The organism is Halorubrum miltondacostae, from assembly GCF_041379815.1.
Lineage (GTDB): Archaea > Halobacteriota > Halobacteria > Halobacteriales > Haloferacaceae > Halorubrum > Halorubrum miltondacostae.
The window spans coordinates 255508-275741 of record NZ_JBEDNY010000002.1; the positions used below are offsets into that span (position 1 = coordinate 255508).

23 protein-coding genes and 1 pseudogene are annotated in these 20234 nt (G+C 71.3%); 16 read left to right on the forward strand and 8 right to left on the reverse strand.

Annotated features, from left to right (window positions below; all coding sequences use genetic code 11):
• Nucleotides 1-28: 28 nt before the first annotated feature.
• The 4 genes from ABNG04_RS06760 to ABNG04_RS06775 all read left to right on the forward strand — a co-directional run bounded on the left by ABNG04_RS06760 (nt 29) and on the right by ABNG04_RS06775 (nt 4223).
• Nucleotides 29-1534, forward strand: a complete 1506-nt coding sequence (locus tag ABNG04_RS06760) for a DHH family phosphoesterase (protein ID WP_371161170.1) — start codon at nt 29-31, stop codon at nt 1532-1534.
• A gap of 61 nt (nt 1535-1595) precedes the next feature.
• Entirely contained in the window at nt 1596-2357 is a 762-nt protein-coding gene (locus ABNG04_RS06765; RefSeq protein WP_371161171.1) for a class I SAM-dependent methyltransferase, read from the forward strand.
• Between the two features lie 88 nt (nt 2358-2445).
• A complete protein-coding gene (locus tag ABNG04_RS06770) occupies nt 2446-3516 on the forward strand; it encodes an NAD(P)/FAD-dependent oxidoreductase (RefSeq protein ID WP_371161173.1) in 1071 nt (356 codons plus the stop codon).
• Nucleotides 3517-3653: 137 nt separating this feature from the next.
• The gene (locus ABNG04_RS06775) at nt 3654-4223 is read left to right on the forward strand and encodes a hypothetical protein (RefSeq protein WP_371161175.1); all 570 of its coding nucleotides are present in this window, start codon (nt 3654-3656) and stop codon (nt 4221-4223) included.
• Nucleotides 4224-4307: 84 nt separating this feature from the next.
• Here ABNG04_RS06775 and ilvA read toward each other — a convergent pair whose 3' ends face one another.
• Together ilvA and ABNG04_RS06785 are read right to left on the reverse strand one after the other, a co-directional pair.
• Nucleotides 4308-5519, reverse strand: coding sequence for a threonine ammonia-lyase (ilvA, locus tag ABNG04_RS06780; protein ID WP_371161177.1), 1212 nt, complete (start codon nt 5517-5519; stop codon nt 4308-4310).
• 234 nt (nt 5520-5753) lie between these two features.
• On the reverse strand, nt 5754-6161 hold the full coding sequence (locus ABNG04_RS06785; protein ID WP_371161179.1) for a gamma-glutamylcyclotransferase family protein: 408 nt from the start codon (nt 6159-6161) through the stop codon (nt 5754-5756).
• A 159-nt stretch (nt 6162-6320) separates the two neighbouring features.
• Here ABNG04_RS06785 and ABNG04_RS06790 point away from each other — a divergent pair, with 159 nt between their 5' ends.
• Complete coding sequence (locus tag ABNG04_RS06790) at nt 6321-7766, forward strand: MATE family efflux transporter (protein WP_371161181.1); 1446 nt, start codon at nt 6321-6323, stop codon at nt 7764-7766.
• 27 nt (nt 7767-7793) lie between these two features.
• Here the strand turns inward: ABNG04_RS06790 and ABNG04_RS06795 are convergent, their stop codons facing one another.
• From ABNG04_RS06795 to ABNG04_RS06810, 4 genes and pseudogenes are all read right to left on the reverse strand, one after another.
• Nucleotides 7794-8105: a DUF8081 domain-containing protein gene (locus ABNG04_RS06795; RefSeq protein WP_006111676.1), complete on the reverse strand. Its 312-nt coding sequence runs from the start codon at nt 8103-8105 to the stop codon at nt 7794-7796.
• A gap of 51 nt (nt 8106-8156) precedes the next feature.
• Nucleotides 8157-9710: a hydroxymethylglutaryl-CoA lyase-like TIM-barrel protein gene (locus ABNG04_RS06800; RefSeq protein WP_371161183.1), complete on the reverse strand. Its 1554-nt coding sequence runs from the start codon at nt 9708-9710 to the stop codon at nt 8157-8159.
• A 264-nt stretch (nt 9711-9974) separates the two neighbouring features.
• Nucleotides 9975-10672, reverse strand: a pseudogene (locus ABNG04_RS06805) (hypothetical protein).
• 155 nt (nt 10673-10827) lie between these two features.
• Nucleotides 10828-11541, reverse strand: coding sequence for a hypothetical protein (locus ABNG04_RS06810; protein WP_371161185.1), 714 nt, complete (start codon nt 11539-11541; stop codon nt 10828-10830).
• 320 nt (nt 11542-11861) lie between these two features.
• On the opposite strand from ABNG04_RS06810, the gene ABNG04_RS06815 reads away from it, so the two are divergent.
• The 5 genes from ABNG04_RS06815 (at nt 11862) to ABNG04_RS06835 (ending at nt 16402) form a co-directional block, all read left to right on the forward strand.
• Nucleotides 11862-12866 (forward strand): alcohol dehydrogenase, encoded by a 1005-nt coding sequence (locus ABNG04_RS06815; protein WP_371161945.1) that lies wholly within the window; start codon nt 11862-11864, stop codon nt 12864-12866.
• 149 nt (nt 12867-13015) lie between these two features.
• On the forward strand, nt 13016-13999 hold the full coding sequence (locus ABNG04_RS06820) for a S49 family peptidase (RefSeq protein ID WP_371161187.1): 984 nt from the start codon (nt 13016-13018) through the stop codon (nt 13997-13999).
• Nucleotides 13996-15027, forward strand: coding sequence for a DUF4350 domain-containing protein (locus ABNG04_RS06825; protein ID WP_371161189.1), 1032 nt, complete (start codon nt 13996-13998; stop codon nt 15025-15027). Before ABNG04_RS06820 ends, ABNG04_RS06825 begins: the two co-directional genes overlap by 4 nt.
• 74 nt (nt 15028-15101) lie before the next feature.
• On the forward strand, nt 15102-16154 hold the full coding sequence (locus tag ABNG04_RS06830) for a zinc-dependent alcohol dehydrogenase family protein (protein ID WP_371161191.1): 1053 nt from the start codon (nt 15102-15104) through the stop codon (nt 16152-16154).
• 74 nt (nt 16155-16228) lie between these two features.
• Complete coding sequence (locus ABNG04_RS06835) at nt 16229-16402, forward strand: hypothetical protein (protein ID WP_297886816.1); 174 nt, start codon at nt 16229-16231, stop codon at nt 16400-16402.
• Between the two features lie 100 nt (nt 16403-16502).
• Here ABNG04_RS06835 and ABNG04_RS06840 read toward each other — a convergent pair whose 3' ends face one another.
• Complete coding sequence (locus tag ABNG04_RS06840) at nt 16503-16871, reverse strand: VOC family protein (RefSeq protein WP_371161193.1); 369 nt, start codon at nt 16869-16871, stop codon at nt 16503-16505.
• A gap of 104 nt (nt 16872-16975) precedes the next feature.
• Here ABNG04_RS06840 and ABNG04_RS06845 point away from each other — a divergent pair, with 104 nt between their 5' ends.
• The 3 genes from ABNG04_RS06845 to ABNG04_RS06855 all read left to right on the forward strand — a co-directional run bounded on the left by ABNG04_RS06845 (nt 16976) and on the right by ABNG04_RS06855 (nt 18222).
• Nucleotides 16976-17602 (forward strand): class I SAM-dependent methyltransferase, encoded by a 627-nt coding sequence (locus ABNG04_RS06845; protein ID WP_371161195.1) that lies wholly within the window; start codon nt 16976-16978, stop codon nt 17600-17602.
• Complete coding sequence (locus tag ABNG04_RS06850; RefSeq protein WP_371161197.1) at nt 17599-17880, forward strand: DUF8101 family protein; 282 nt, start codon at nt 17599-17601, stop codon at nt 17878-17880. Before ABNG04_RS06845 ends, ABNG04_RS06850 begins: the two co-directional genes overlap by 4 nt.
• 111 nt (nt 17881-17991) lie before the next feature.
• Complete coding sequence (locus ABNG04_RS06855; RefSeq protein ID WP_371161199.1) at nt 17992-18222, forward strand: DUF7860 family protein; 231 nt, start codon at nt 17992-17994, stop codon at nt 18220-18222.
• Nucleotides 18223-18234: 12 nt separating this feature from the next.
• On the opposite strand, the gene ABNG04_RS06860 is transcribed toward ABNG04_RS06855, so the two are convergent.
• Entirely contained in the window at nt 18235-18396 is a 162-nt protein-coding gene (locus ABNG04_RS06860) for a hypothetical protein (protein WP_371161201.1), read from the reverse strand.
• Between the two features lie 231 nt (nt 18397-18627).
• On the opposite strand from ABNG04_RS06860, the gene ABNG04_RS06865 reads away from it, so the two are divergent.
• The 3 genes from ABNG04_RS06865 to ABNG04_RS06875 all read left to right on the forward strand — a co-directional run bounded on the left by ABNG04_RS06865 (nt 18628) and on the right by ABNG04_RS06875 (nt 20127).
• Nucleotides 18628-18861, forward strand: coding sequence for an HVO_0649 family zinc finger protein (locus ABNG04_RS06865; RefSeq protein ID WP_371161203.1), 234 nt, complete (start codon nt 18628-18630; stop codon nt 18859-18861).
• A gap of 87 nt (nt 18862-18948) precedes the next feature.
• Nucleotides 18949-19134: a hypothetical protein gene (locus tag ABNG04_RS06870; protein WP_371161204.1), complete on the forward strand. Its 186-nt coding sequence runs from the start codon at nt 18949-18951 to the stop codon at nt 19132-19134.
• 48 nt (nt 19135-19182) lie between these two features.
• Nucleotides 19183-20127, forward strand: a complete 945-nt coding sequence (locus tag ABNG04_RS06875) for an ABC transporter substrate-binding protein (RefSeq protein WP_371161206.1) — start codon at nt 19183-19185, stop codon at nt 20125-20127.
• Nucleotides 20128-20234 lie beyond the last annotated feature (107 nt).

A 20234-nucleotide genomic window follows, 5' to 3' on the forward strand; every position in this document is an offset into this window, starting at 1 on the left:
TTTTGGCTCGGGATGCCCTCGCGCCGGTATGACCCGACGCCTGCTGCTCGGCTGTAGCGCGGTCGGGAACGCGCTCGTCGAACACACCCGCGACGAGGGCGGCGCGCGCGATGACCTGGTGGCGGTCACCGACGACACCGGCTGGGTGTCGACGCTGCGCGACCGCAACGTCGCCACCGTTGAGGCCGACCCGACCGACCCCGCGACCTATCCCGACAGCGCCGCGGTCGTGCTGGTCGCGAGCGACGATCCCGCGCGAAACGTCGCCGCCGCGCGCGCAGCCCGGGCGGCGTACCCGGACGCGATGATCGTCGCGCACCTCGGGACGACGCCGACCGACGAGCAGCGGACGGCGGTCGCGGCGGTCGCCGACCGCGTGGTCGACCCCGCGGCGGCGGTCGCCGACCGCGTTTTCGAGGCGGTCGGGCTCGACGGAGAGCCCGGCGTCGAAGAGGGGTCCGAGGACGGCGCGGAGGCGCCCCTCGGCGACGAGGGCGGCGAGAAGCCGGCTCGGCTGCTCGCGACGCTGCGGGGGCTCTCCGGGCCGCTGCTGGTCGTCGCGCACGACAACCCCGACCCGGACGCCATCGCGAGCGCGATCGGCCTCGCGCGGATCGCCGCGTCGATCGGCGTCGAGGCGGACGCGTGCTACGGCGGCGAGATCGCTCACCAGGAGAACCGCGCGCTGGTGAACCTCCTCGACATCGGCCTTCGTTCGTTCGACGACATCGACCTCGACGAGTACGCGGGGATTGCCTTGGTCGACCACTCGCGGGCGGGGATCAACGACAGCCTCCCCGAGGACCACCCGGTGGACGTCGTCGTCGACCACCACCCGCCGCGGGGGCCGGTCACGGGGTCGTTCGCCGACATCCGGCCCGCGGTCGGCGCGGCGAGCACGCTAATCGCAGAGTACCTCTCGCGGTACGGGATCGCGCCGGACCGCGAGCTCGCGACGGCGCTCCTGTACGGGATCCGGATCGACACGAAGGACTTCACGCGCGCGACCGCCATCGACGACTTCGAGGCGGCGGCCGACCTGCTCGCGCACGCCGACGAGTCGACGCTCGAGCGCGTCGAGAGCCCGAGCGTGAGCCCGGAGACGCTGCGCGTCCTCGCCGCCGCCATCGAGAACCGCGACGTGCGCGGGTCGGTCGCCGCCTCCTGCGTCGGCGAGATCACGGACCGCGACGCCCTCGCGCAGGCCGCCGAGCGGCTCCTCGACCTCGACGGCGTGACGGTGACGTTCGTCTACGGCTACATGGACGACGTGATCTACGGCTCCGCCCGCGCTCGCGGCGCCGACCTCGACGCGGGCGAACTGCTGCGCGACGCGCTCGACCCCGTCGGGTCGGCCGGCGGCCACGCCGCCATGGCCGGCGCGCAGGTCCCGCTCGGGATACTCAGCGAGGTCTCCGAGTCGGAGTCGCTGCCGGACGTCGTCGAGGCGTTCGTCGCCGGGCGGTTCTTCGAGGCGCTCGACGACGCCCCGGCCCAGCCGACCGGGCTCCCGCCGGAGTTCTTGACCGACTGAGGCTGCGAACGCGTCGCACACTTGGGGAAGACACTCATTTCTCGCCGCCGATCCGCCCGGCGTGCCCGACGGACTCTACGACGAGCGGCCGCGGCTGTACGACGCGATCCAGTCCGACTGGGCGTACGACCGCGACGTCGACTTCGTCAGCGACGCGCTCGCCGACCGCGGCGTCGACCCGGAGCGTCTGTTGGAGGTCGGCTGCGGCACCGGCGAGCACACGCGCCGGTTCGCGGCCCGCGGGATCGACGTGACTGCGATCGACGTCCACGGGGGGATGCTCGCGGTCGCGCGGGAGAAGTGCGCCGCTGTATCCGCGACCGACGCCGCGTCAGCCACCGACGGCCGCGGCGCGGTCGACCTCCGTCTAACCGGCCTCCCGGAGCCGGACCTGAACGACGCCGGGCCGTTCGACGCGGCCGTCGCGATCCGCGGCGTCGTGAACCACCTCGCCCCGGACGACCTCGTCCCCGCGCTCGCCGCGCTCCGCGACCGCCTCCGACCGGGCGGGGTCCTCGTCTTCGACAACTCCCCGCTGCCGGCCGACGGGAACCGGCCCGGGCTCGACGTCGGCCGCGACGCCGACGGGGCGATCGAGTACGTCCGCGTCGCGCACCACGTCGCGACCGACGACGGCCGCCTCGACTGGCGGGCGGTGACGTTCACCCCCGACGGCGACCCGTTCACCGACCGGCGGCGGATGACGCCCTTCGCGGACGAGCGGATCGCTGACGCGCTCGCCGAGGCGGGATTCGGCGCCGTCGACGTCGCCGACGGCTACGGGCCCGGCGACGACCGGAGCGTGTTCGTCGCGGTTCGGTGAACGGGTCCGTGGCGGTTCGGTGGGGCGGTCGTGCGGGAATCGCACAACGGTCGCAACGTACATACGACGCGGTGGCCAACTATGGGTAATGACCGACGACATCGTCGACCACCGCCGACTCGTCATCGCCGGCACCGGTATCTCCGGCCTCTCCGCGGCGATCTACGCCGCGCGGTCGAACAACGACCCGCTGCTCATCGAGGGCGACGAGCCGGGCGGCCAGCTCACCCTGACGACCGACGTGGAGAACTACCCCGGCTTCCCCGAGGGGATCTCCGGGCCGGGCCTGATCAACGACATGAAAGAGCAGGCAGAGAAGTTCGGCGCGGAGGCGCGCAACGGCGTCATCGAGGACGTCTCGAAGGAGCCCGCGGGCCACTTCCGCGTCGCGCTCTCCGACGGCGACGTGTACACCGCTGACGCCGTCATCGCCGCGTCCGGTGCGAGCGCCCGAACGCTCGGCGTCCCCGGCGAAGAGGAGCTGATGGGGTACGGCCTCTCGACGTGCGCGACCTGCGACGGCGCGTTCTTCCGCGACGAGGACATGCTCGTCGTCGGCGGCGGCGACGCCGCGATGGAGGAGGCGAACTTCCTGACGAAGTTCGCTGACACCGTCTACGTCGCGCACCGCCGCGAGGAGTTCCGCGCCGAGGACGTGTGGATCGAGCGCACGATGGACGCGGTCGAGGACGGCGACATCGAGCTCCTCCTCAACACCGAGCTCACCGAGATCCACGGCACCCCCGAGGACGGCATCGACCACGTGACGCTCGTCGAGCACCCCGACGGCCACCCCAAGGAGAAGCTCGACGACCCCGCGACCGCCGACGCGGTCGACGAGTACGAGTTCGACGTGGGGGCCGTCTTCTACGCCATCGGCCACACGCCGAACACGGACTTCCTCGAGGGGACCGGCATCGAGACCGACGACGACGGCTACCTGCTCACCGAGGGCGGCCGCGGCGGCGGGCAGACCCGCACCGGCGTCGAGGGCCTCTTCGGCGCGGGCGACGTGGTCGACTTCCACTACCAGCAGGCGGCCACCGCCGGCGGCATGGGCGTGAAGGCGGCGCTCGACGCCGACGAGTACCTCTCCGAGCGCGAGCGCGCCGGCGAGCTGTACGAGGGCGAGGTCAACGCCGCGGCCGCCGACGACTGAGCGGCGTTCGCGATCCCGGGCGGTCCACCGCGCGTCCGATCCGCTTTCTAGGAATCCCAGCGCTCGATGCGGTAGGTCAAGTCGTTCTTTGACTCATAGCAGGTGTTACACCCCGCTCTCCAGTCGTTCGAAACGAAATGGATCGACGTGGGCTGTCAGCAGCCGTCGCCGCGCTTGTGCTGGTGGGACTGGTCGGTGCCGGGAGCGTCGTCGCCCTCGGCGGCGCCGCGCCGGGCGGAGTCGGCGGCCTCTTCGGCGACGCGAGCGATCCGCCGGCGCTGGTAGCCTTCGACTCGGCCGGGGCGCACTGCCCCGAAGACTTCTCGGCGAATAGCTCGACCTCCGTGAGCGTCGGCGCCGCGAACACGGAGATCACGTACGTCAGGAACGTCTCCTTGCCGGGGCCTTCGCACGCGGTCGGCAGCCCGACGTTCGAACGGCTGAATGAGTCGGCCTACATCCTCGACGTCCCGATCGAGGAGACGGGGAACGCGACCCGGTCGTGCTCGGGCGCCGTCCGCTACAACGGCACGATGCGGATTCCCGCTGGCGACGACCCGTGGACCCTGATCGTCGAACACGACGGCGAGCCGGTCACGACGCTGCGGGGCGACTCAAACCGCTCGCTTCTCGGCGGTTCGGCGAGCGTGAGCGGCAGCGCCTCGGCTCCGGACTCAGCGACAAACGGCACGAACACGTCGGCGTGAACTGAGGGACTGCCGTCGAACTCCCGGTCGATCGGGGGCACGCGCCGCGATTCCGTCCGCGGACGGTCGCCGTCGCCGTCCGGCTCAGGACAGGATCTCCACGTCGTACCCCTCGGCCTCAAGCGCGTCGACGATGTCGGCGGCGTGTTCGGCGTCGTCGGTCTCTAATTCAAGCTCGAGTTCGGCCGCGTTGACGGCCACGTCGCGGGAGGTGCGGTCGTGGTGGACCGCGTACACGTTCGCCCCGGTGCGCGCGACGATGCTGGAGACGCGCTCCAACTCGCCGGGCCGGTCCTTCAGGTCGATGGTGATCTTGAGGTACCGGCCCATCTGGACGAGCCCGCGCCGGACGACGGTGCCGAGGCGGTTGAGGTCGATATTGCCGCCGCAGAGCGCGGCCACGACCGTCTCGCCGTCGTCGTACTCGAACGCCTCCGAGAGCACCGCGGCGAGCGCGACCGCGCCGGCGCCCTCGACGAGCGTCTTCGCGCGCTCCAAGAGGAGCGTGAGCGCCAAGGCGATCTCGCGGTCGTCGACGGTGACGACCTCGTCGACGTACTCTTCCATGATCTCGAGGGTCCGGTCGCCGACCGACCGCGTCGCGATCCCGTCGGCGATCGTGTCGACGCTGTCGATCTCGGTGACCTCGCCCGCCTCCAGCGACTTCGCAGCCGACGCCGCGCCCTCGGCCTGAACGCCGACGACGCGCACGTCGGGGAGCTGTTCCTTGATCGCGACCGCGACGCCCGAGATCAGCCCGCCGCCGCCGATCGGGACGACCACAGTGTCGAGGTCGGGGCAGTCGTCGACGATCTCTAGGCCGAGCGTCCCCTGCCCGGCCATCACGACCGGGTCGTCGAACGCGTGGACGTAGGTCCGGCCCTCGTCGCGCTCTAACTGGTGCGCGTACGTCTGCGCCTCGTCGTAGTCGACGCCCTCCAGTCGGACGCTCGCGCCGTACCCGCGGGTGGCCTTCACCTTCGAGACGGGCGCGAACTTCGGCATCACGACGGTGGCGTCGACGCCCGCGCGGCTGGCCGCCAGCGCCACGCCCTGCGCGTGGTTGCCGGCGCTCGCGGTGACGACGCCGGCCTCGCGCTCCGTCTCCGAGAGCGTCTGGATCCGGTTCATCGCGCCGCGGATCTTGAACGCGCCGGTGCGCTGGAAGTTCTCCAGCTTGAGGTGGAGGTCCGCGCCGCTCATCTCGGAGAAGGACCGCGACCGCTCCAACGGCGTGTGCCGGGCGACGTCCGAGACCCGCTCGCGGGCCTCGCGGATATCGGCGAGACTGAGCATACCACCCCGTCGCCGCGCCGCCCGCTAATCGGTTCCGGTCGGGCGCGAGCGCTCGGGAGCGACGGCGGTCGCGGCCGCCGCGCCGATACGGATCGACGAGCGACAGGCTCGCGGGTGATAAGGGGGGAATGCACGCGTGTGACGTGCGAGTAAAATGAGGCGACGGGAATACAAAAAGGTGCGGCTACCGGAGTAAAAGTGAAACCGCACGACAGCGCGGCCGTCATCGCTCTGTCAGACGGGATCTCGGGGGGTCAGCCGAACCCGCACGTCGCGGTCGTCGAGTACCGATCGCACTCGTCCGCCGAACGGTCCGGTCCCCGGCCACGTCACGTCCGCGTTGAGGCGGTCGGGGTCGCCGACGTACACCGCGGCGGCCTCCGGGTAGTCAGCCGGCGCGTCGAGCGGCACGGTCTCGCGGACGTACAGGCCGCCGTCGACGTCCTCGTACGCATCGAGCGCGTCGATCTCCTCCGTCCGGAGGAGCCGCCCCGCGGTCTCGCCGCCCGGCGCGAGCGTCGGGTACCGCCCCTCCACCAGCCGGAGGCCGGTGAGCGTCGCGGGACCGACGAAGACGAACGAGTCCGCCACCTCGGCGACGGCCTCTGGCTCGGTCAGCGTGCCGTACACGAAGACGTCCATGGGGTCCGTGGGTCGCTCGCGGATTTCAACGTTCGGGCGCGTTCGGGGCGATGCGGTCAGTCGGGGCGGGAGGACCCGTCGCTCCCCGCCGCGTCGGGTCCCGGCGACGCCGACCGGCTTCGGTATATCAATACCCCGGGCGACCGTCGAGGGCGACAGATGGACTTCCCGCGGCTGCGGCGCGTCTGGAAGCGCGTGTTCTCGCTCGCGTGGCCCGTGATGGCCGAGCAGACGTTCCGCACCGCGATGCGGACGACCGACATCCTCGTCACCGCGCTGTTCTCGCCGGCCGCGGTCGTCGCGATCGGGCTCGCGGACCTGTACGCCCGGTTCCCGCTGCGGATCGGGCTCGGCCTCGGCGGCGGCGCCATCGCGCTCTCATCGCAGGACACCGGCGCGGGCGCCGCGGAGAACCGCGACGAGGCGGTGACGCAGGCGATCCTGCTCGGCGCGCTCGCCGGGATCCCGTTCGTCCTCTTCGGGTTCTTCTTCGGCGAGCTCGCGATCGACGTGTTCGGCCGCCTCGTCGGCGAGCGCACCTCGCCCGCGGTCGTCGACCTCGGCTCGACGTACCTCGCGGTCGTCTTCGCGACCGCCCCAGCGAGGCACGTCGCCCTCGTCGGCGCCCGCGCGCTCCAGGGGACCGGCGACACCCGCACGCCGATGTACGTCAACATCGCCGCCAACTCGGTCAACATCGTCGGCTCTGCCGTCCTCGGGCTGGGGCTGTTCGGCCTCCCGCGGCTGGAGGTCCTCGGCGTCGGCCTCGCCACCGCGGGCGCGAACGTGCTCACGGCCGGGCTGCTCTGTTTCGCCATCTGGGGGTCGTGGACCGACGCCGACTTCGCGTGGCCGCGCGATCTCACCATCGCAAAGCAGCTCCTCGTCGTGAGCACCCCGCGGGTGCTGGAGGGGTTCGGCTCCGAGATCGCGGAATTCCCGTTCAACGCGCTCCTCCTGGGCTTCGGCGAAACGATCAACGCCGGCTTCCAGATCGGCCGCCGGGTCTACCAGCAGGTGACCGGCCCGCTCTCGCGCGGCTACAACGTCGCGGCGTCGGTGCTCGTCGGGCAGGCGCTCGGCGAGGGCGACCCGGAGGCCGCGCGGTTCAACGGGTGGGCGGTCGCCGGGCTCGGCGTGCTCACGGTCGGGACGATTGGCGTCGGGCTCGTCGTCGCCGCGCCACGGATCGTCCCGGTGTTCACCGACGACGCGGCGACGGTCGCCTCGGCGGTCGACTTCGCGCGGGTGTACGGGGTCGCCGGGGCCGCCCTCGCCTGCTTCTCCGCGCTCTCCGGGTCGCTCCAGGGCGCGAGCGAGACGCGGATCCCGCTCGTCGCGCGCCTCTCGGCGATGTTCGGCCTCTTCCTCGGGCTCTCGTGGTTGCTCGGGCGCACGCTCGGACTCGGGCCGACGGGCGCGTACGTTGGCGTCTCCGCGGCCTACGCGTGGATGGCGCTCGTCGTCGTCGCCGGGTTCCGCTACTCGGGCTGGGCGACCCGCGCCGCGGACATGATGGACGCGCGCGGGTCCGGACCGGACGCCGACCCCGACCCGCAGTCGGGCGCCGAGTCCGAGCCAGCGCCGGGAGAGAAGTCGTCGTAGCCGCCGCGGTCGCCCCGAACCCCGCTCTTACGGCTCGCCGCCGAGCGACTCCTGCTCGGAGCCCGTGTCGCCCCTGAGCCGCCGGCGGCGCTTGTCGTAGGCGGCCTCCAGTTTCGCGTTCGTCGCTCGGGAGACGAGGTAGCAGTCCGCGTCGCCGTCGTCGCGGGGGTGCGCGCTCGCCACCCAAACGTGGCCGTCGCCGGCCGACAGGTCGTCGGCCCACCGCTCGGCGGCCGCGCGGCTCTCGAAGGCGTGGCGGGGGCCATCCTCGAAGACGAGCCGTCCCACCTTCGCGTTCCGCTTGCGGGCCGAGGGCTTGATCGCGACGACGACGCTCACACCCAACGTTCGGCCGCCCTCAAATAAAAACCTCGTCAGACGCCGGCGCGCTCAGTCGTCGGCGACGGCGCCCGGGTCGGCGTCCGCCGCGTCCGCCTCGGCGGCCAGCAGGCGGTCGAGCCCGTCGACCATCCCGACGACGCTCGCGCGGGTGATGTCCGCGTCCGACGCTGAGACGCTCACCGAGCGGTCGCCGCGCGAGAGGTCGACCTCGACGGTGACGACTGCGTCGGTGCCGCCCGTGATCGCGTCGACGTGGTAGGAGTCGAGGTCGAAGGCGACCCCTTCGCCGCGCTCGCCGTCGTCGCCCGCGAGCGCCGTGCGGACCGCCTCCAGCCCCGCGTCGACTGGTCCGGAACCCGTTCCGGAGGCGACCCGCTCGTCGTCGCCGACGCGGAGCCGAACCGAGGCCGTCGGGAGGTTCCCGCCCGAGGTCGCCGAGAGATCGACGAGCTCCACGTGGCGCTCGCGCTCGCGTCCGCGGACATCGTCCGCGACGGCGAGCAGGTCGGCGTCGGTGACCCGCTTACCGCGCTCGCCGAGCTCTTTCACGCGGGCGACGACCTCGCGCAGCTCGTCCTCGTCGACCGCCACGTCGTGCTCCGCGAGCGCCGCCTTCACCCCGGCGCGCCCGGCGTGCTTGCCGAGGACGAGCCGGCGCTCTCGCCCCACCGTCTCCGGCGGGTACGGCTCGTACATCGTCCCGTCCTTGAGCGTGCCGTCGGTATGGATGCCGGACTCGTGGGCGAAGGCGTTAGCCCCGCAGACGGCCTTGTTCGGGGGGAGCGCGACCCCGGTGGCCTCCGAGACGGCCCGGCAGAGCCGGTAGAGCCGGGAGAGCTCGACGGTGTCGACGTCGTACGACCGCTCGAGCGCGATGGCGACCTCCTCAAGCGCGACGTTGCCCGCGCGCTCGCCGACGCCGAGGACGGTCCCGTGGACGGTGTCGGCGCCGGCCTTCAGCCCCGCGTGGACGTTCGTCAGCCCGAAGCCGAGGTCGTCGTGGGTGTGGAGGCTCGTCGGGCCGAGATCAGCGAGCCGTGAGACCACTTCGGCGGTGCGTTCGGGGTCGGCCGCGCCGACCGTGTCGCAGTAGCAGATCCGATCCGCGCCGGCGTCGAGCCCGGCCCCGAGCAGGCGTTCGAGGTAGTCGAGGTCGGCCCGCGAGCCGTCCTCGCCGAGCACCTCGACCCACAGCCCGTGCTCTTTCGCGTACTCGACGAGTTCGACGGTCGTCTCGACGACCGCGTCGCGGGTCGACCCGACCTTCGTCTCGACGTGCTTGTCGGAGGCGGGGACCACGAGGTTCACCCCGTCGACGCCGCAGTCGAGTGCGTGGTCGACGTCGGCCCGCACCCCGCGGGCGAAGCTCGTCACCGTCGCGTCGAGCCCCTCGCCGGCGACGCGGCCGATCGCCTCGCGCTCGCCCGCCGAGGTACACGCCGAGCCGGCCTCGATCAGGTGGACGCCGGCGGCGTCGAGCTCGCGCGCGACGTCGACCTTCTCGCCGGGGGTCATGGAGACGCCCGGCATCTGTTCGCCGTCGCGCAGGGTGGTATCGAGCAGCTGTACCTCGTCGAGGTCGGTGAGTGGTGTTCGGGTCAAAAGGGGGTCCGTCGGCTCTGCGGTGGTCTCGGGGTCGGTGCCGCCGCGGGGCGGTCGTGCCCCGGAGTCGTTATCGTCGGAGAATTTCGCGGCCAGCCGCCGCGAGGCGACTTCCTCTATCCTCCGAACGATCGCGAGTGTCTCGCGTCATTCGTACCCGTGCGAACGACGCACACACGGATAAACTGCCGGGTCGCGTCAGGTATGACCGAGCGATCGTCGGCGCGGCCCGGGGGCTCGCCGAGGATCTCTCGGCTGGTCGCCTCATCCCAGCAACGACCGGATCGACCGCCGCCGCGTGCCGCACTCCTCGTGGTAGTCGCAGGGCGCATAGCGGTCGCCGTCGACGCGCAGTGGTGGGCCGTCGATCGACCGTGCCGCGCGGAGCCCCTCGCGGTACGCCGCCTTCTTTCGAGTCGTCAGCCAGACTTCGCGGACGACCCTGACCGCGGGATACTCGACCAGCGCGCGCTCGACTTTGCGCTCCCGCTCCCACGCCAGCGCCTTCGCGATCCCCACCGCGCGGGTTGCCTGCGGCTCCTACACGCCGTTCTCCGGCGGCTCGCCCGACGAGACGAGCGTCGGGACCGGCGGCGCTCCGGCCTCTGCGTCGTCGCCCGCGCTCTCGGCCGCTTCTCCGGTTCCAACACCTTGTGGACGGTCCCGGGACAATCTTCCCCCGAGAGGAACCCCCGCTCAGTTGCGGGGTCGACGAGGCGCTCGTAGAGGTCGCGTTCGCGCAGTCGATCCAGATTCCGCCGGTAGGCGGCCGGTGACCGGTCGAGGGGGAGTCGCCGGAGCGTCCGGTCGGGCGCGTCGACCAGCTCGTCGTACCGGAAGGCGAGGTCGATCCGCTCGCGCGCCGTCGGCGGGACGCTCCGCTCGTCGTCGCGTCGAACGTAGTAGAGCTGTCGGGGGCAGTACGCCGCGCGGGCCAGGTCGCTGAACGGAACGAGCGTCACGCGAGGCGTGGCCGCGGCTTCAGATATAAATGAACGACGGCGCGTGCCGATGAGCGCCCGTATGGCGCGAATCGCATGCGCGAGGGAGTCGCAAACGCAGTGAGCGACGAGGCTGGGGCTTTGGCGGTGTTCGCTGTCGATCCGTCGTAGATCGCTTATAAAGACACGTCCGTCTCGATGTCCTCGGTCGCCTCGCGGAGGCCGTCCTCGCGGGCGTCGCTCGCGAGGGTACCCTCGATGTCGGCGTCGGTGAGGAGGTCGCGGAACGCGTCCCGGAAGCGGTCGTTCGCCCGCGTGGAGGCGATGTCGGTACGCGCGACGGCGGCGTACCGGGCGACGGCGTCCGGCGAGGCGTCCAGCTCCTCGGCGCACTCGACGATCGAGTTGCCCGCGGCGGTGAGCCGCTTCAGATCGGCGTACGGGAAGCGCTGGTCGTCGCCCTCGTTCCCGTCCGCGTCGACCTCGCGGTCCGACTCGCGGACGAGGTGAAGGTCGAGGCGCGCCTTCCGGATCATCTCGGCGTCGACTTCGGCGGGATCGATTTCGGCGTCGCCGACGGAATCGACCTCCTCGTCGTCTTCCGTCTCTTCACCCTCTCCAAGCGCGTCCCGGATCGCCGCCGCGATCGCCGCGTCGTCCGCGCTGTCGAACCGGCCGCGGGCGACCAGCGCGTAGGCGGCGTCGTCGAGCGGCGTCGAGAAGCCGTACCGGTCGCGCATCGCGGCGACGAGGTCGCGAACCGCGTGGTCGACCGCCCCGTCGTCGCGGTCGACTAGAGTCCCGCGGTCCGCGTTCTGCCGCTCGGTGACCGACTCCGATCCCGTCGCGTCGACGAACAGGTCGCGGAGTTCGGCGGTCTTCTCGTCCATGGACGTATATTGTGCGGGCGCGGTAGAAAAGCCTCGTGTTGTACTTAGAGGGCTGGTGCGCAGCATATTCCTGTCGCCTTTACACACCGACCGATCAACTGGCCGCACACACTTGGTGACATGCTGCCTCTTCCGAGCGAGTCGGCGCACCCGTCAGCACGATTCTCTCTCGCATGGCCCAGTTCACGGTCATCACCATCGCGCTATTCGTGATGGCCGTCGGCGGAATCTGAGCGCAGTCGCTATCATCGTCGGTCGAACCGCCGTCGCCGTCAGGTTCTTTTCTGTCTCGACCGGAGCGGTTCAATATGGTCGACACTATGCGAGCCGCGGTCGTACCGGAGCCGGGAGCCGAGTTCGAACTGGTCGAGCGCGACGTGCCGGAGCCGGGTCCCAGCGAGGTCCGGGTCACGGTCGAGGCGTGCGGGATCTGCCGGAGCGACGAGTTCGCCGTCGAGGGCGGCTACCCGGGCGTGGACTATCCGCGCGTGCCCGGCCACGAGATCGCCGGCACGGTCGACGCGGTCGGCGACAACGTCGACGCGTGGGAGGTGGGCGAGCGTGTCGGCGCGGGCTGGCACGGCGGCCACTGTTTCACCTGCGAGCCGTGTCGCCGCGGACAGTTCCTCCAGTGCGAGAACGCGGAGATCACCGGCCTGAGCTTCGACGGCGGCTACGGCGAGTACGCGACCGTCCCGGCCGAGGCGCTGGCGGCGATCCCCGACGCCCTTGACGCGGTCGATGCCGCGCCCCTGCTGTGCGCCGGGATCACCACGTACAACGCGCTGCGCAACTCTGACGCCCGCGCCGGCGACCTCGTCGCGGTCGTCGGAATTGGCGGGCTCGGCCACCTCGCGGTCCAGTACGCGCACGCCGCGGGCTACGAGACGGTCGCGATCTCGCGCAGTCCCGACAAGGAGCCGCTCGCGCGGGAGCTCGGAGCCGACCACTTCGTGAACGCCGCCGAGGCGGACCCGGCCGCGCGGCTCTCCGAGCTGGGCGGCGCGAGCGTCGTCCTCACGACCGCCCCCGCGAGCGACGCCATCGAGTCCGTCGTGGGCGGGCTCACGGTCGACGGTTCGGTGATTATCACCGGCATCCCGGGCGAACCCGTCTCGGTTGACGCCCAGCAGCTGGTCGGCACGCGCGGGGCCGTCGAGGGGTGGGGATCAGGGCACGCCCGCGACTCGCAGGACACCCTTGAGTTCAGCGCGCTCCGCGACATCACTCCGGAGGTCGAGACGTACGCCCTCGACGACGTGAGCGCGGCGTACGAGCGGATGGCCGACAACGAGGCACGGTTCCGCGTCGTCTTGGAGCCGTAGTCGGCGTCCGTTTCGCCAGTCGTCGGTTCTTTCCACGTTGTTCGGTCGTCTCGCCGGTCTCTCAACCGTCTCGCGGGCCGCTCATCCGCGGTCTCGTCGGCTCGCATTCGTTGTTTTTATCATACAGTTCTCGCTCGTATCAGACGGCGATGTCAGCAGACAAGCCCTCCACGGCCCTCACGTCGCGACAGCAATTGGCTGTCGTCGTGCTGGCCGCGGCTCTGGTCGGCGCCGTGCTCGCTCCGAGCGTGTACGCGGCGACCAACGAACCCAGTGATACCGTCGCCGTCGTCGAGATCGAGGGTCCCGTCACCACGTCCCTCGCCGACGACGTCGAGAGCGAACTCGCGGACATCCGCGCCAACGAGTCCGTCGGTGCGGTCGTCCTCAAACTGGACACGCCCGGCGGCGCGCCGGTCGCCTCCGAGCGCATGTACAAGGCGGTCCAGCGGACGAGCGAGGACATGACCGTCATCGCGAGCGTCCAGTCGATCAGCGCCTCGGGCGGCTACTACGCGATGGCGCCCGCGGACGAGATCTACGTACTGCCGACGTCGACGGTCGGTAGCATCGGCCTGAACGCCCCCGCGCCCCGGACGACGTCGACGCCGCTCGGCCCGAGCGGCCCCGACAAGGCCGGGAGCAACCCGACGCAGACGTGGGCCGCACAGCAGACGCTCGCGGACACCTTCGTCGACGCGATGATGGCTGAGCGCGGCGAGGAGTTCCAGATGCCCCGCGAGGAAGTCGCGAAGGCGCAGGTGTACCTTGGTACCGAGGCCGTCCAGAACGGCTTCGCCGACGAGATCGGCTCGCTCAACGAGGCGATCCACGCCGCGGCCACCGAGGAGGAGCTCGGCGAGTACACTGTCGACACCCGCGAGACCGGTGGCCTCTCCGGGCTCCCGTTCCTCGTCCGGACCGACACGCAGGTCGTCGCGATCTACGCGAACAACCCCGGCTACGCGGACGTCGAGCCGATGGGGCTCACCTACGTCCACTGGCCGGCCGTCCCGCACGTCGACACGATCGAGCGGTTCTCCGAAACTGACCTCCGGACCGGCGGCGCGACGCAGTCTGGCGGCGCGACCGGCAACGCGACCGGGCGGCTCGCGGGGGGTGTCGGCGCGTGAGCCGACTCCCGACGCTCGCGGCGGCGTTCGTCGTGACGCTCGCCGCTGTCACCGGCGGCGCGGCGCTCACCGGTTACGTGACCGCCGACGGCGCGGCGCCCGCCCCGGCGATACAGAACGACCACTACCAGAACCCTGACCTGATCGCGAACGACACGCCCGGGCAGGCGACGGTCGAGATGGACGCCACGGCGCGCTCCCAGACCGTCCTCGTCGACCCCGGTGTGGAGCCCGCGAGCCCGGGCGCGGCGTTCCCCCTCGGCATCCTCGGGCTCGGCGGGAGCAGCGTCGCCGACCGCGACATCCGGCCGCTGGCGAACGCGCTCATCGAGAACGGCCACGAGGTCGGCGTGTACGTCCCCGACCCGGACCGGCAACGGCGGCCTGCGCCGCCCGGCGCGGATCCGCCGACGCAGCTCGGCGAGCGGCTCGCCGAGGCCGACGCGTTCGTGACGTTCCGGACCGACTACGAGCCGGACGAGCTCGACGCGATCGAGTCGTTTGTCGACTCCGGCGGCCACGTCGTGCTCGCGACCGAGCCCGACGCGGCGTACTCGGAGCCGGGCGCGTCGTCGCTCGACGCGACGCTCGGCATCACGACCGAGTCCGGCTACGTGTACAACATGGACGAGAACGACCTGAACTATCAGCGCGTCTACGCCGAGCCGACCGGCGAGACGCCGCTCACCGAGGGGGTCGACCGGGCGATGTTCCCGTCCGCGACGCCCGTCGGCACGACCGCGACCGGCAGCGACGTGCTGCGGCCGATCGCGGGCAGCGAGCTCTCGACGACGCGCGCGGTGACCGAGGCTCCGCTCGTGGTCCGCAACGACGACGTCGTCGCGATCGGCGACAGCGACTTCCTGTCGCCGGACAACGCCCGGCGTGCCGACAACGACGCACTGATCGGCAACCTCGCGGACTTCCTCGTGACGAACGACCGAACGCCGCCCGGCTCCGGCGGGGCGTCGGGACCGACGCAGCCGCCGGGCCCCGGGCAGCCGCCCGCGAACGGAACGGCCGGCTGATCGGGCGCCCGATTCTCGCCCGAACGGGTTCCGCCACCCACTCATTTTTGCCGCGCGCGCCGGAAGCGAATAGTATGCGCGCTGCCGTGTTCAACGCTCCCGGCGAGATCGGCGTCGAAGAGCGACCCCGCCCCGAGATCGAGGCACCGACCGACGCGATCGTCCGCGTCACCCACACCGCGGTCTGCGGCTCCGACCTGTGGTTCTACCGCGGCGACAGCGACCGCGACCCCGGCTCGCCGGTCGGCCACGAGCCGATGGGGATCGTTGAGGAGGTCGGCGACGACGTCACCTCCGTCGCCCCGGGCGACCGGGTGCTCGCGCCCTTCGCCATCTCCTGTGGCGAGTGCGAGTTCTGCCGGAAGGGGCTCCACACCTCCTGCGAGAACGGGGACTCGTGGGGCGGCGACAACGGTGGCGGCCAGGGCGAGTTCGTCCGGTCGACCCACGCCGACGGGACGCTCGTACGCGTGCCCGACCGCCACGCCGACGACGAGGACACGCTCCGCTCGCTGCTCCCTCTGACCGACGTGATGGGTACCGGCCACCACGCGGCTGTCAGCGCGGACGTCGAGGAGGGCGCCACCGTGGCCGTCATCGGCGACGGCGCGGTCGGACTCTGCGGCGTCCTCGCGGCGCGGCGGCTCGGCGCGGAGCGGATCGTCGCCGTCGGCCACCACGAGGACCGGCTCGAACTCGCCGCAGAGTTCGGCGCCACCGAGACCGTCTCCGAGCGCGGCGACGCCGCGGTCGAGCGGATCCGCGAGCTCACCTACGGCGGGCCGAACCACGTGATGGAGTGCGTCGGCGCCGCGAGCGCGATGAACACCGCGATCGACGCCGTCCGCCCGGGCGGCACGATCGGCTACGTCGGCGTCCCGTACGGCGTCGAGGAAGAGGGGCTCGACGTGTTCGGCATGTTCGGACAGAACGTGACGCTCGCGGGCGGAGTCGCTCCTGTCCGCGCGTACGCCGAGGAGCTGATGGCCGACGTGCTCCAGGGGACGCTCGACCCAGCCCCCATCTTCACCGAGACGGTCGGCCTCGACGATGTCGACGAGGGGTACCGTATGATGGACGAGCGCGAGGCGATCAAGGTGCTGGTCAAACCGCACGCCGACGCGTAATCGCCCGCGAGAACCGCTCTCCGCTTCGATCCGGCGTAAGGTTTACGTGTGGCTAACGCTTGCTATTTGTTGTCATGTGCCATCATTACGACGAGGCGATGACCTGGGAGGAGGTCCAGGCGCGTCACCGGTCCGAGGAGGCGGACGAACTCGACGACTCCCCCGACGTCGACGCGGTCGACGAGCCGGCGGGCGAGGCGGAGGAGACCGAGCCCCCGGCGGAGCCGCGCGCCCCGGCCGACGACTGACGCGGTCGGGCACGACTCCGCCCCGAACCCCGACTTTCTATCGCGCGCCCGACCCCCGAAGCGACAGTGCTGGCCGAAAACAAGCGATAAGACAACCTGCTCACAGCGGCTCGATCAGCTCGACCACGTGGCCGTCGGGGTCTTTGATGAACGCGACCCGCGCCCCCGCCTCGGGGTGATCGGTCGGCGGCTCCACGACGCCGTGGTGGGCGATCTCGTCGAACGCCGTGTCCACGTCGTCGACGCCGACCGCGACGTGGTCGTACCGGTCGCCGTCCGCGCTCGGCGTCGCCCCCTCCGTGTCCGACAGCTGAAATTCCACGCCGTTCTCGTCGGCGACGTACACGTTCCGCGCGTCGCCGTCCGCGGTCGTGAACTCCCACGACCGTTCGAGTCCGAGTTCGTCGACGTACCAGTCGGCAGCCCGGTCCGCGTCCGCCACGTTCAGGCAGGTGTGGAGAATCTCCATAGCGTCTCGTCTCCCCGCGCCGGCATAAACCTCGCCGAGCGGCGCGTGTCGCGCCCGGCCGTTCCCGGCAGCACAGTCATGTCTCTCGCGCCCCATCAGTTCGTATGGACCGTAACGCCGTGCGCCGCGCGTGGGACGAGGTCGCGGAGACGTACGCCGCCCGCCGCGACCCGGACGGATCAGACGCGGCGCTGATCGACGACCTGCTCGCCGACCTACCGCCCGACCCCGCCGTCCTCGACGTGGGCTGCGGTGACGGCGCGCGGACCCTCGCAAACCTCCCGCCGGGCAGCGTCGGGCTCGACGTCTCCCGCCGCGGGCTCGACCTCGCGAGCGAGACGGTACCCAATGCCCGGCTCGTCCACGGCGAGATGTCGGCGCTCCCGTTCGCGGCCGACCGCTTCGACGCGATCACGGCGTACCACGCGGTGTTTCACGTCGAGCGCGAGCGCCACCCCGCGGTGTACGCGGAGTTCGCCCGCGTCCTCCGCCCCGGGGGCCGACTCCTCACGACGCTCCCCGGCGGCCGCTTTGAGACGGTCCGCCGCGGCTGGATGGGCGGTCGGATGTTCTTCTCTGCGCCCGGTCGCGAGCGCACACTCGACCAGCTACGCGCGGCGGGGTTCGCGACCGTCGAGACGATGACCGCGACCGACCCGCTCGGCAGCAGCACGGAGTTCGCGCTCGCGACGCTCGACAGGGCGGCCGACGCGGAGCCGAGCGACCCGTGACCGACGCCGACAAGGTCCCCCACGATGTCCGCGCGAGCCTTGAACAGCTGCTCGGCGCGGCCGCGACTGCGGCGACCGAGGGCGACGACGCGACCGCGCGGGCCGCCCTCGACACGGCCGAGACGGTGGCGACAAACAAGCTCCCGGCCGGCGAGCGGCGCGATCGCGTCCGGTGGGGCTGTACGGCGGCGCTCGACGCCCTGCCGAACGCGGACCTCGCGGCCGCCTACGCGATTGCGACCGCGGAGGCCGTCGCCGGGTCCGAGCCCTCGTCTTAGTCCGGTCGAAGGAACGCCGGCACGGATCGCGACCGATTTCGAATCAAAAAGGACGCGTGGCAGATTTTTCGAACGGAAATATATTTGTGAATCAAGCGGCGACCCCGCCACATGTCCGCAGGATACGGTCGGGTTGACTACTCCCGTCTCACGCGGTTGAGCTTCGCGTTCGGTATCGGACTGTTCCTCGTGGGCGAACTCGGCGTGTTCGGGACTCGGACCGCCGGGCTGTCGCTCCCGAGTTGGGAGCTCCAGCTCTTGGAGACCGTCCCCTGGGTCGGGATCCTTGTCGCCCTGCTCTCGCCGTTCGTGTTCGGCATCTTCCTCCCCCTCACGGAATAGGTGGGCCGGCCGTCACCCTGCCGCCGAGAGCCGCTGGGCGATGCGGTTCCCGTCGGCGCTGTCCTCGCCGACGGCCGTGGCCACGAGAGTCTCGTGTCCAGCGGGGAGCCAGTTGACGCGTATCACGCCCGACGTCGACACGACCTCGTTCGCGAGCTCCGATCGCTCGCTCACAGGCACGGTACAGGAGAACTGTAATCACCTTGCCGGCCGAGTTCTCGTCTTCGCTGTCGGCGCGGGACCCGCGGACGACGCCGTACTCTGCTGACCGGCCGATCTGACCATGAACCGTCGCGGGGGTTACAAGCGCCATTGGTTTTCTCGACCCAATATGAAACCTCTAAATTACTGATTCGATCTTTTTCGGCGGTATATTTTTGTTATACACAAACAGACGGTTCAGGTATGTCGGACCGTAGCCGCTCCCCGTTCGAACGCCTCAGAGAGTACTACGAACACGAGGAACGTGTGTGTCCGGAGTGCGGATTCGAAGACGAGGAGGGTGCGTGGGAGGCTGAGGCCGACGGCGCGGACGTCGTGTACACGCACACATGCTCCGAGTGCGGCGCGGAGCGGCGGCACAGCCTCGAGCTCCCGGACCGCGAGACGGCGCTGGAGCACGTCGAACGCCGACAGTGACGCCGACCGCGGACGCCGTCGCAGAGTAGGTGTCGTGTCCGCCGCGAAAGCGCCGAACATTTCACCCGATCCGTTCCATGCCCGGGCATGGACCGGCGCGACGCGCGGTTCGTCCTCCTGAGCACGCTGCTCGCCGTCACGCTGTTGAACACGCTTGACCTTCCGACTGCGCCGTGGTTCCCCACGGTGTCGGCCGCGCTGGCGGTCGCGACGCTGCTGTACGCCGGCTCCGTCGTCTCGCGCCCACTCCTCGCGTGGCTCCCCGCCCGCTAGCGCGGGCCGGCCCCCTCGCTTTTGCCCGTCGAGCGCCTGTTTCCGGGCATGCGCGTCGCCTCACTGCTGCCCTCCGCCACGGAGACGCTTTACGCTCTCGGCGTCGAGCCGGTCGGGGTCTCTCACAGCTGTGACCACCCGCCCGCCGCCCGCGAGCTTCCGACGCTGACGAGCACGGTCGTCGACCACGAGGACCGCTCGGCCGCGGACATCGACGCGCAAATGCGCGCGGTCGACGGCGCGGTCTACGACCTCGATACGGAGCAACTCGCAGCCCTCGAACCCGACCTGCTCGTCACGCAGGCGACCTGCGACGTCTGCGCGGTCGACGCGAGCGAGGTCCGCGCGGCCGCTGAGCGCCTCGACCCCGCGCCAGACGTGCTCGCGTGCAACCCACACTCCTTCGCGAACGCGCTCGACGACGTGGTACGGATCGGTGAGGCCGTCGGTGCGGCGGACGCCGCGACCGCGCTCCGAGCCGACCTCCGCGAGCGGGTCGACGCGGTCCGCAAGCGCGCCGAGCACGCGGTCGCCGACGAGGGCCGCCCGCGCACCGCCGTCCTCGACTGGACCGACCCGCCGATCCGCGCGGGCCACTGGGTGCGCGACATGGTTGCGATCGCGGGCGGCGACCCGTCGTTCCAGCCCGACGGCCCCTCGGAGCCGGTCGCGTGGGCCGACGTGCGCGCGGTCGACCCCGAAGCGCTCGTCGTCGCGCCCTGCGGGTTCGACCGCGACCGCGCCGTCGACGCGGTCGGCGACCTCGCCGACCGACCCGGCTTCGCGAACCTGTCCGCGGTCGCCGACGGCCGCGCGTACGCGGTCGACGGTAACGGCCTCTTCAACCGGCCGAGCCACCGGCTTGTCGACTCGTTGGAGGCGCTGTTCACGTGTCTCCATCCCGAACACGCCGCGACGACGCCGACCGCGCACGAGCACATCGCGGCCGTTGACGATACCGCCAAGCCGTTCGTGCGCGCTGACGGCGGGTAACGTCGACCGCGGGCCGGCGATTCGGCTCCCTTACGCCTCCCGGCGTTCGATCGGAACCGGTAGAACACGGCGGTCACGTTCAGCGCAAGACTGATCAAGCCGGGTTC

What these genes read in the sequence shown, in the direction of transcription:
- ABNG04_RS06865 (WP_371161203.1), top strand. Translation starts at nt 18,628, where the DNA reads ATGTCGGACCGTAGCCGCTCCCCGTTCGAACGCCTCAGAGAGTACTAC.
- ABNG04_RS06875 (WP_371161206.1), top strand. Translation starts at nt 19,183, where the DNA reads ATGCGCGTCGCCTCACTGCTGCCCTCCGCCACGGAGACGCTTTACGCT.
- ABNG04_RS06835 (WP_297886816.1), top strand. Translation starts at nt 16,229, where the DNA reads ATGTGCCATCATTACGACGAGGCGATGACCTGGGAGGAGGTCCAGGCG.
- ABNG04_RS06845 (WP_371161195.1), top strand. Translation starts at nt 16,976, where the DNA reads ATGGACCGTAACGCCGTGCGCCGCGCGTGGGACGAGGTCGCGGAGACG.
- ABNG04_RS06870 (WP_371161204.1), top strand. Translation starts at nt 18,949, where the DNA reads ATGGACCGGCGCGACGCGCGGTTCGTCCTCCTGAGCACGCTGCTCGCC.
- ilvA (WP_371161177.1), bottom strand. Translation starts at nt 5,519, where the DNA reads ATGCTCAGTCTCGCCGATATCCGCGAGGCCCGCGAGCGGGTCTCGGAC.
- ABNG04_RS06830 (WP_371161191.1), top strand. Translation starts at nt 15,102, where the DNA reads ATGCGCGCTGCCGTGTTCAACGCTCCCGGCGAGATCGGCGTCGAAGAG.
- ABNG04_RS06785 (WP_371161179.1), bottom strand. Translation starts at nt 6,161, where the DNA reads ATGGACGTCTTCGTGTACGGCACGCTGACCGAGCCAGAGGCCGTCGCC.
- ABNG04_RS06790 (WP_371161181.1), top strand. Translation starts at nt 6,321, where the DNA reads ATGGACTTCCCGCGGCTGCGGCGCGTCTGGAAGCGCGTGTTCTCGCTC.
- ABNG04_RS06840 (WP_371161193.1), bottom strand. Translation starts at nt 16,871, where the DNA reads ATGGAGATTCTCCACACCTGCCTGAACGTGGCGGACGCGGACCGGGCT.
- ABNG04_RS06760 (WP_371161170.1), top strand. Translation starts at nt 29, where the DNA reads ATGACCCGACGCCTGCTGCTCGGCTGTAGCGCGGTCGGGAACGCGCTC.
- ABNG04_RS06820 (WP_371161187.1), top strand. Translation starts at nt 13,016, where the DNA reads ATGTCAGCAGACAAGCCCTCCACGGCCCTCACGTCGCGACAGCAATTG.
- ABNG04_RS06810 (WP_371161185.1), bottom strand. Translation starts at nt 11,541, where the DNA reads ATGGACGAGAAGACCGCCGAACTCCGCGACCTGTTCGTCGACGCGACG.
- ABNG04_RS06770 (WP_371161173.1), top strand. Translation starts at nt 2,446, where the DNA reads ATGACCGACGACATCGTCGACCACCGCCGACTCGTCATCGCCGGCACC.
- ABNG04_RS06775 (WP_371161175.1), top strand. Translation starts at nt 3,654, where the DNA reads ATGGATCGACGTGGGCTGTCAGCAGCCGTCGCCGCGCTTGTGCTGGTG.
- ABNG04_RS06855 (WP_371161199.1), top strand. Translation starts at nt 17,992, where the DNA reads ATGTCCGCAGGATACGGTCGGGTTGACTACTCCCGTCTCACGCGGTTG.
- ABNG04_RS06815 (WP_371161945.1), top strand. Translation starts at nt 11,862, where the DNA reads ATGCGAGCCGCGGTCGTACCGGAGCCGGGAGCCGAGTTCGAACTGGTC.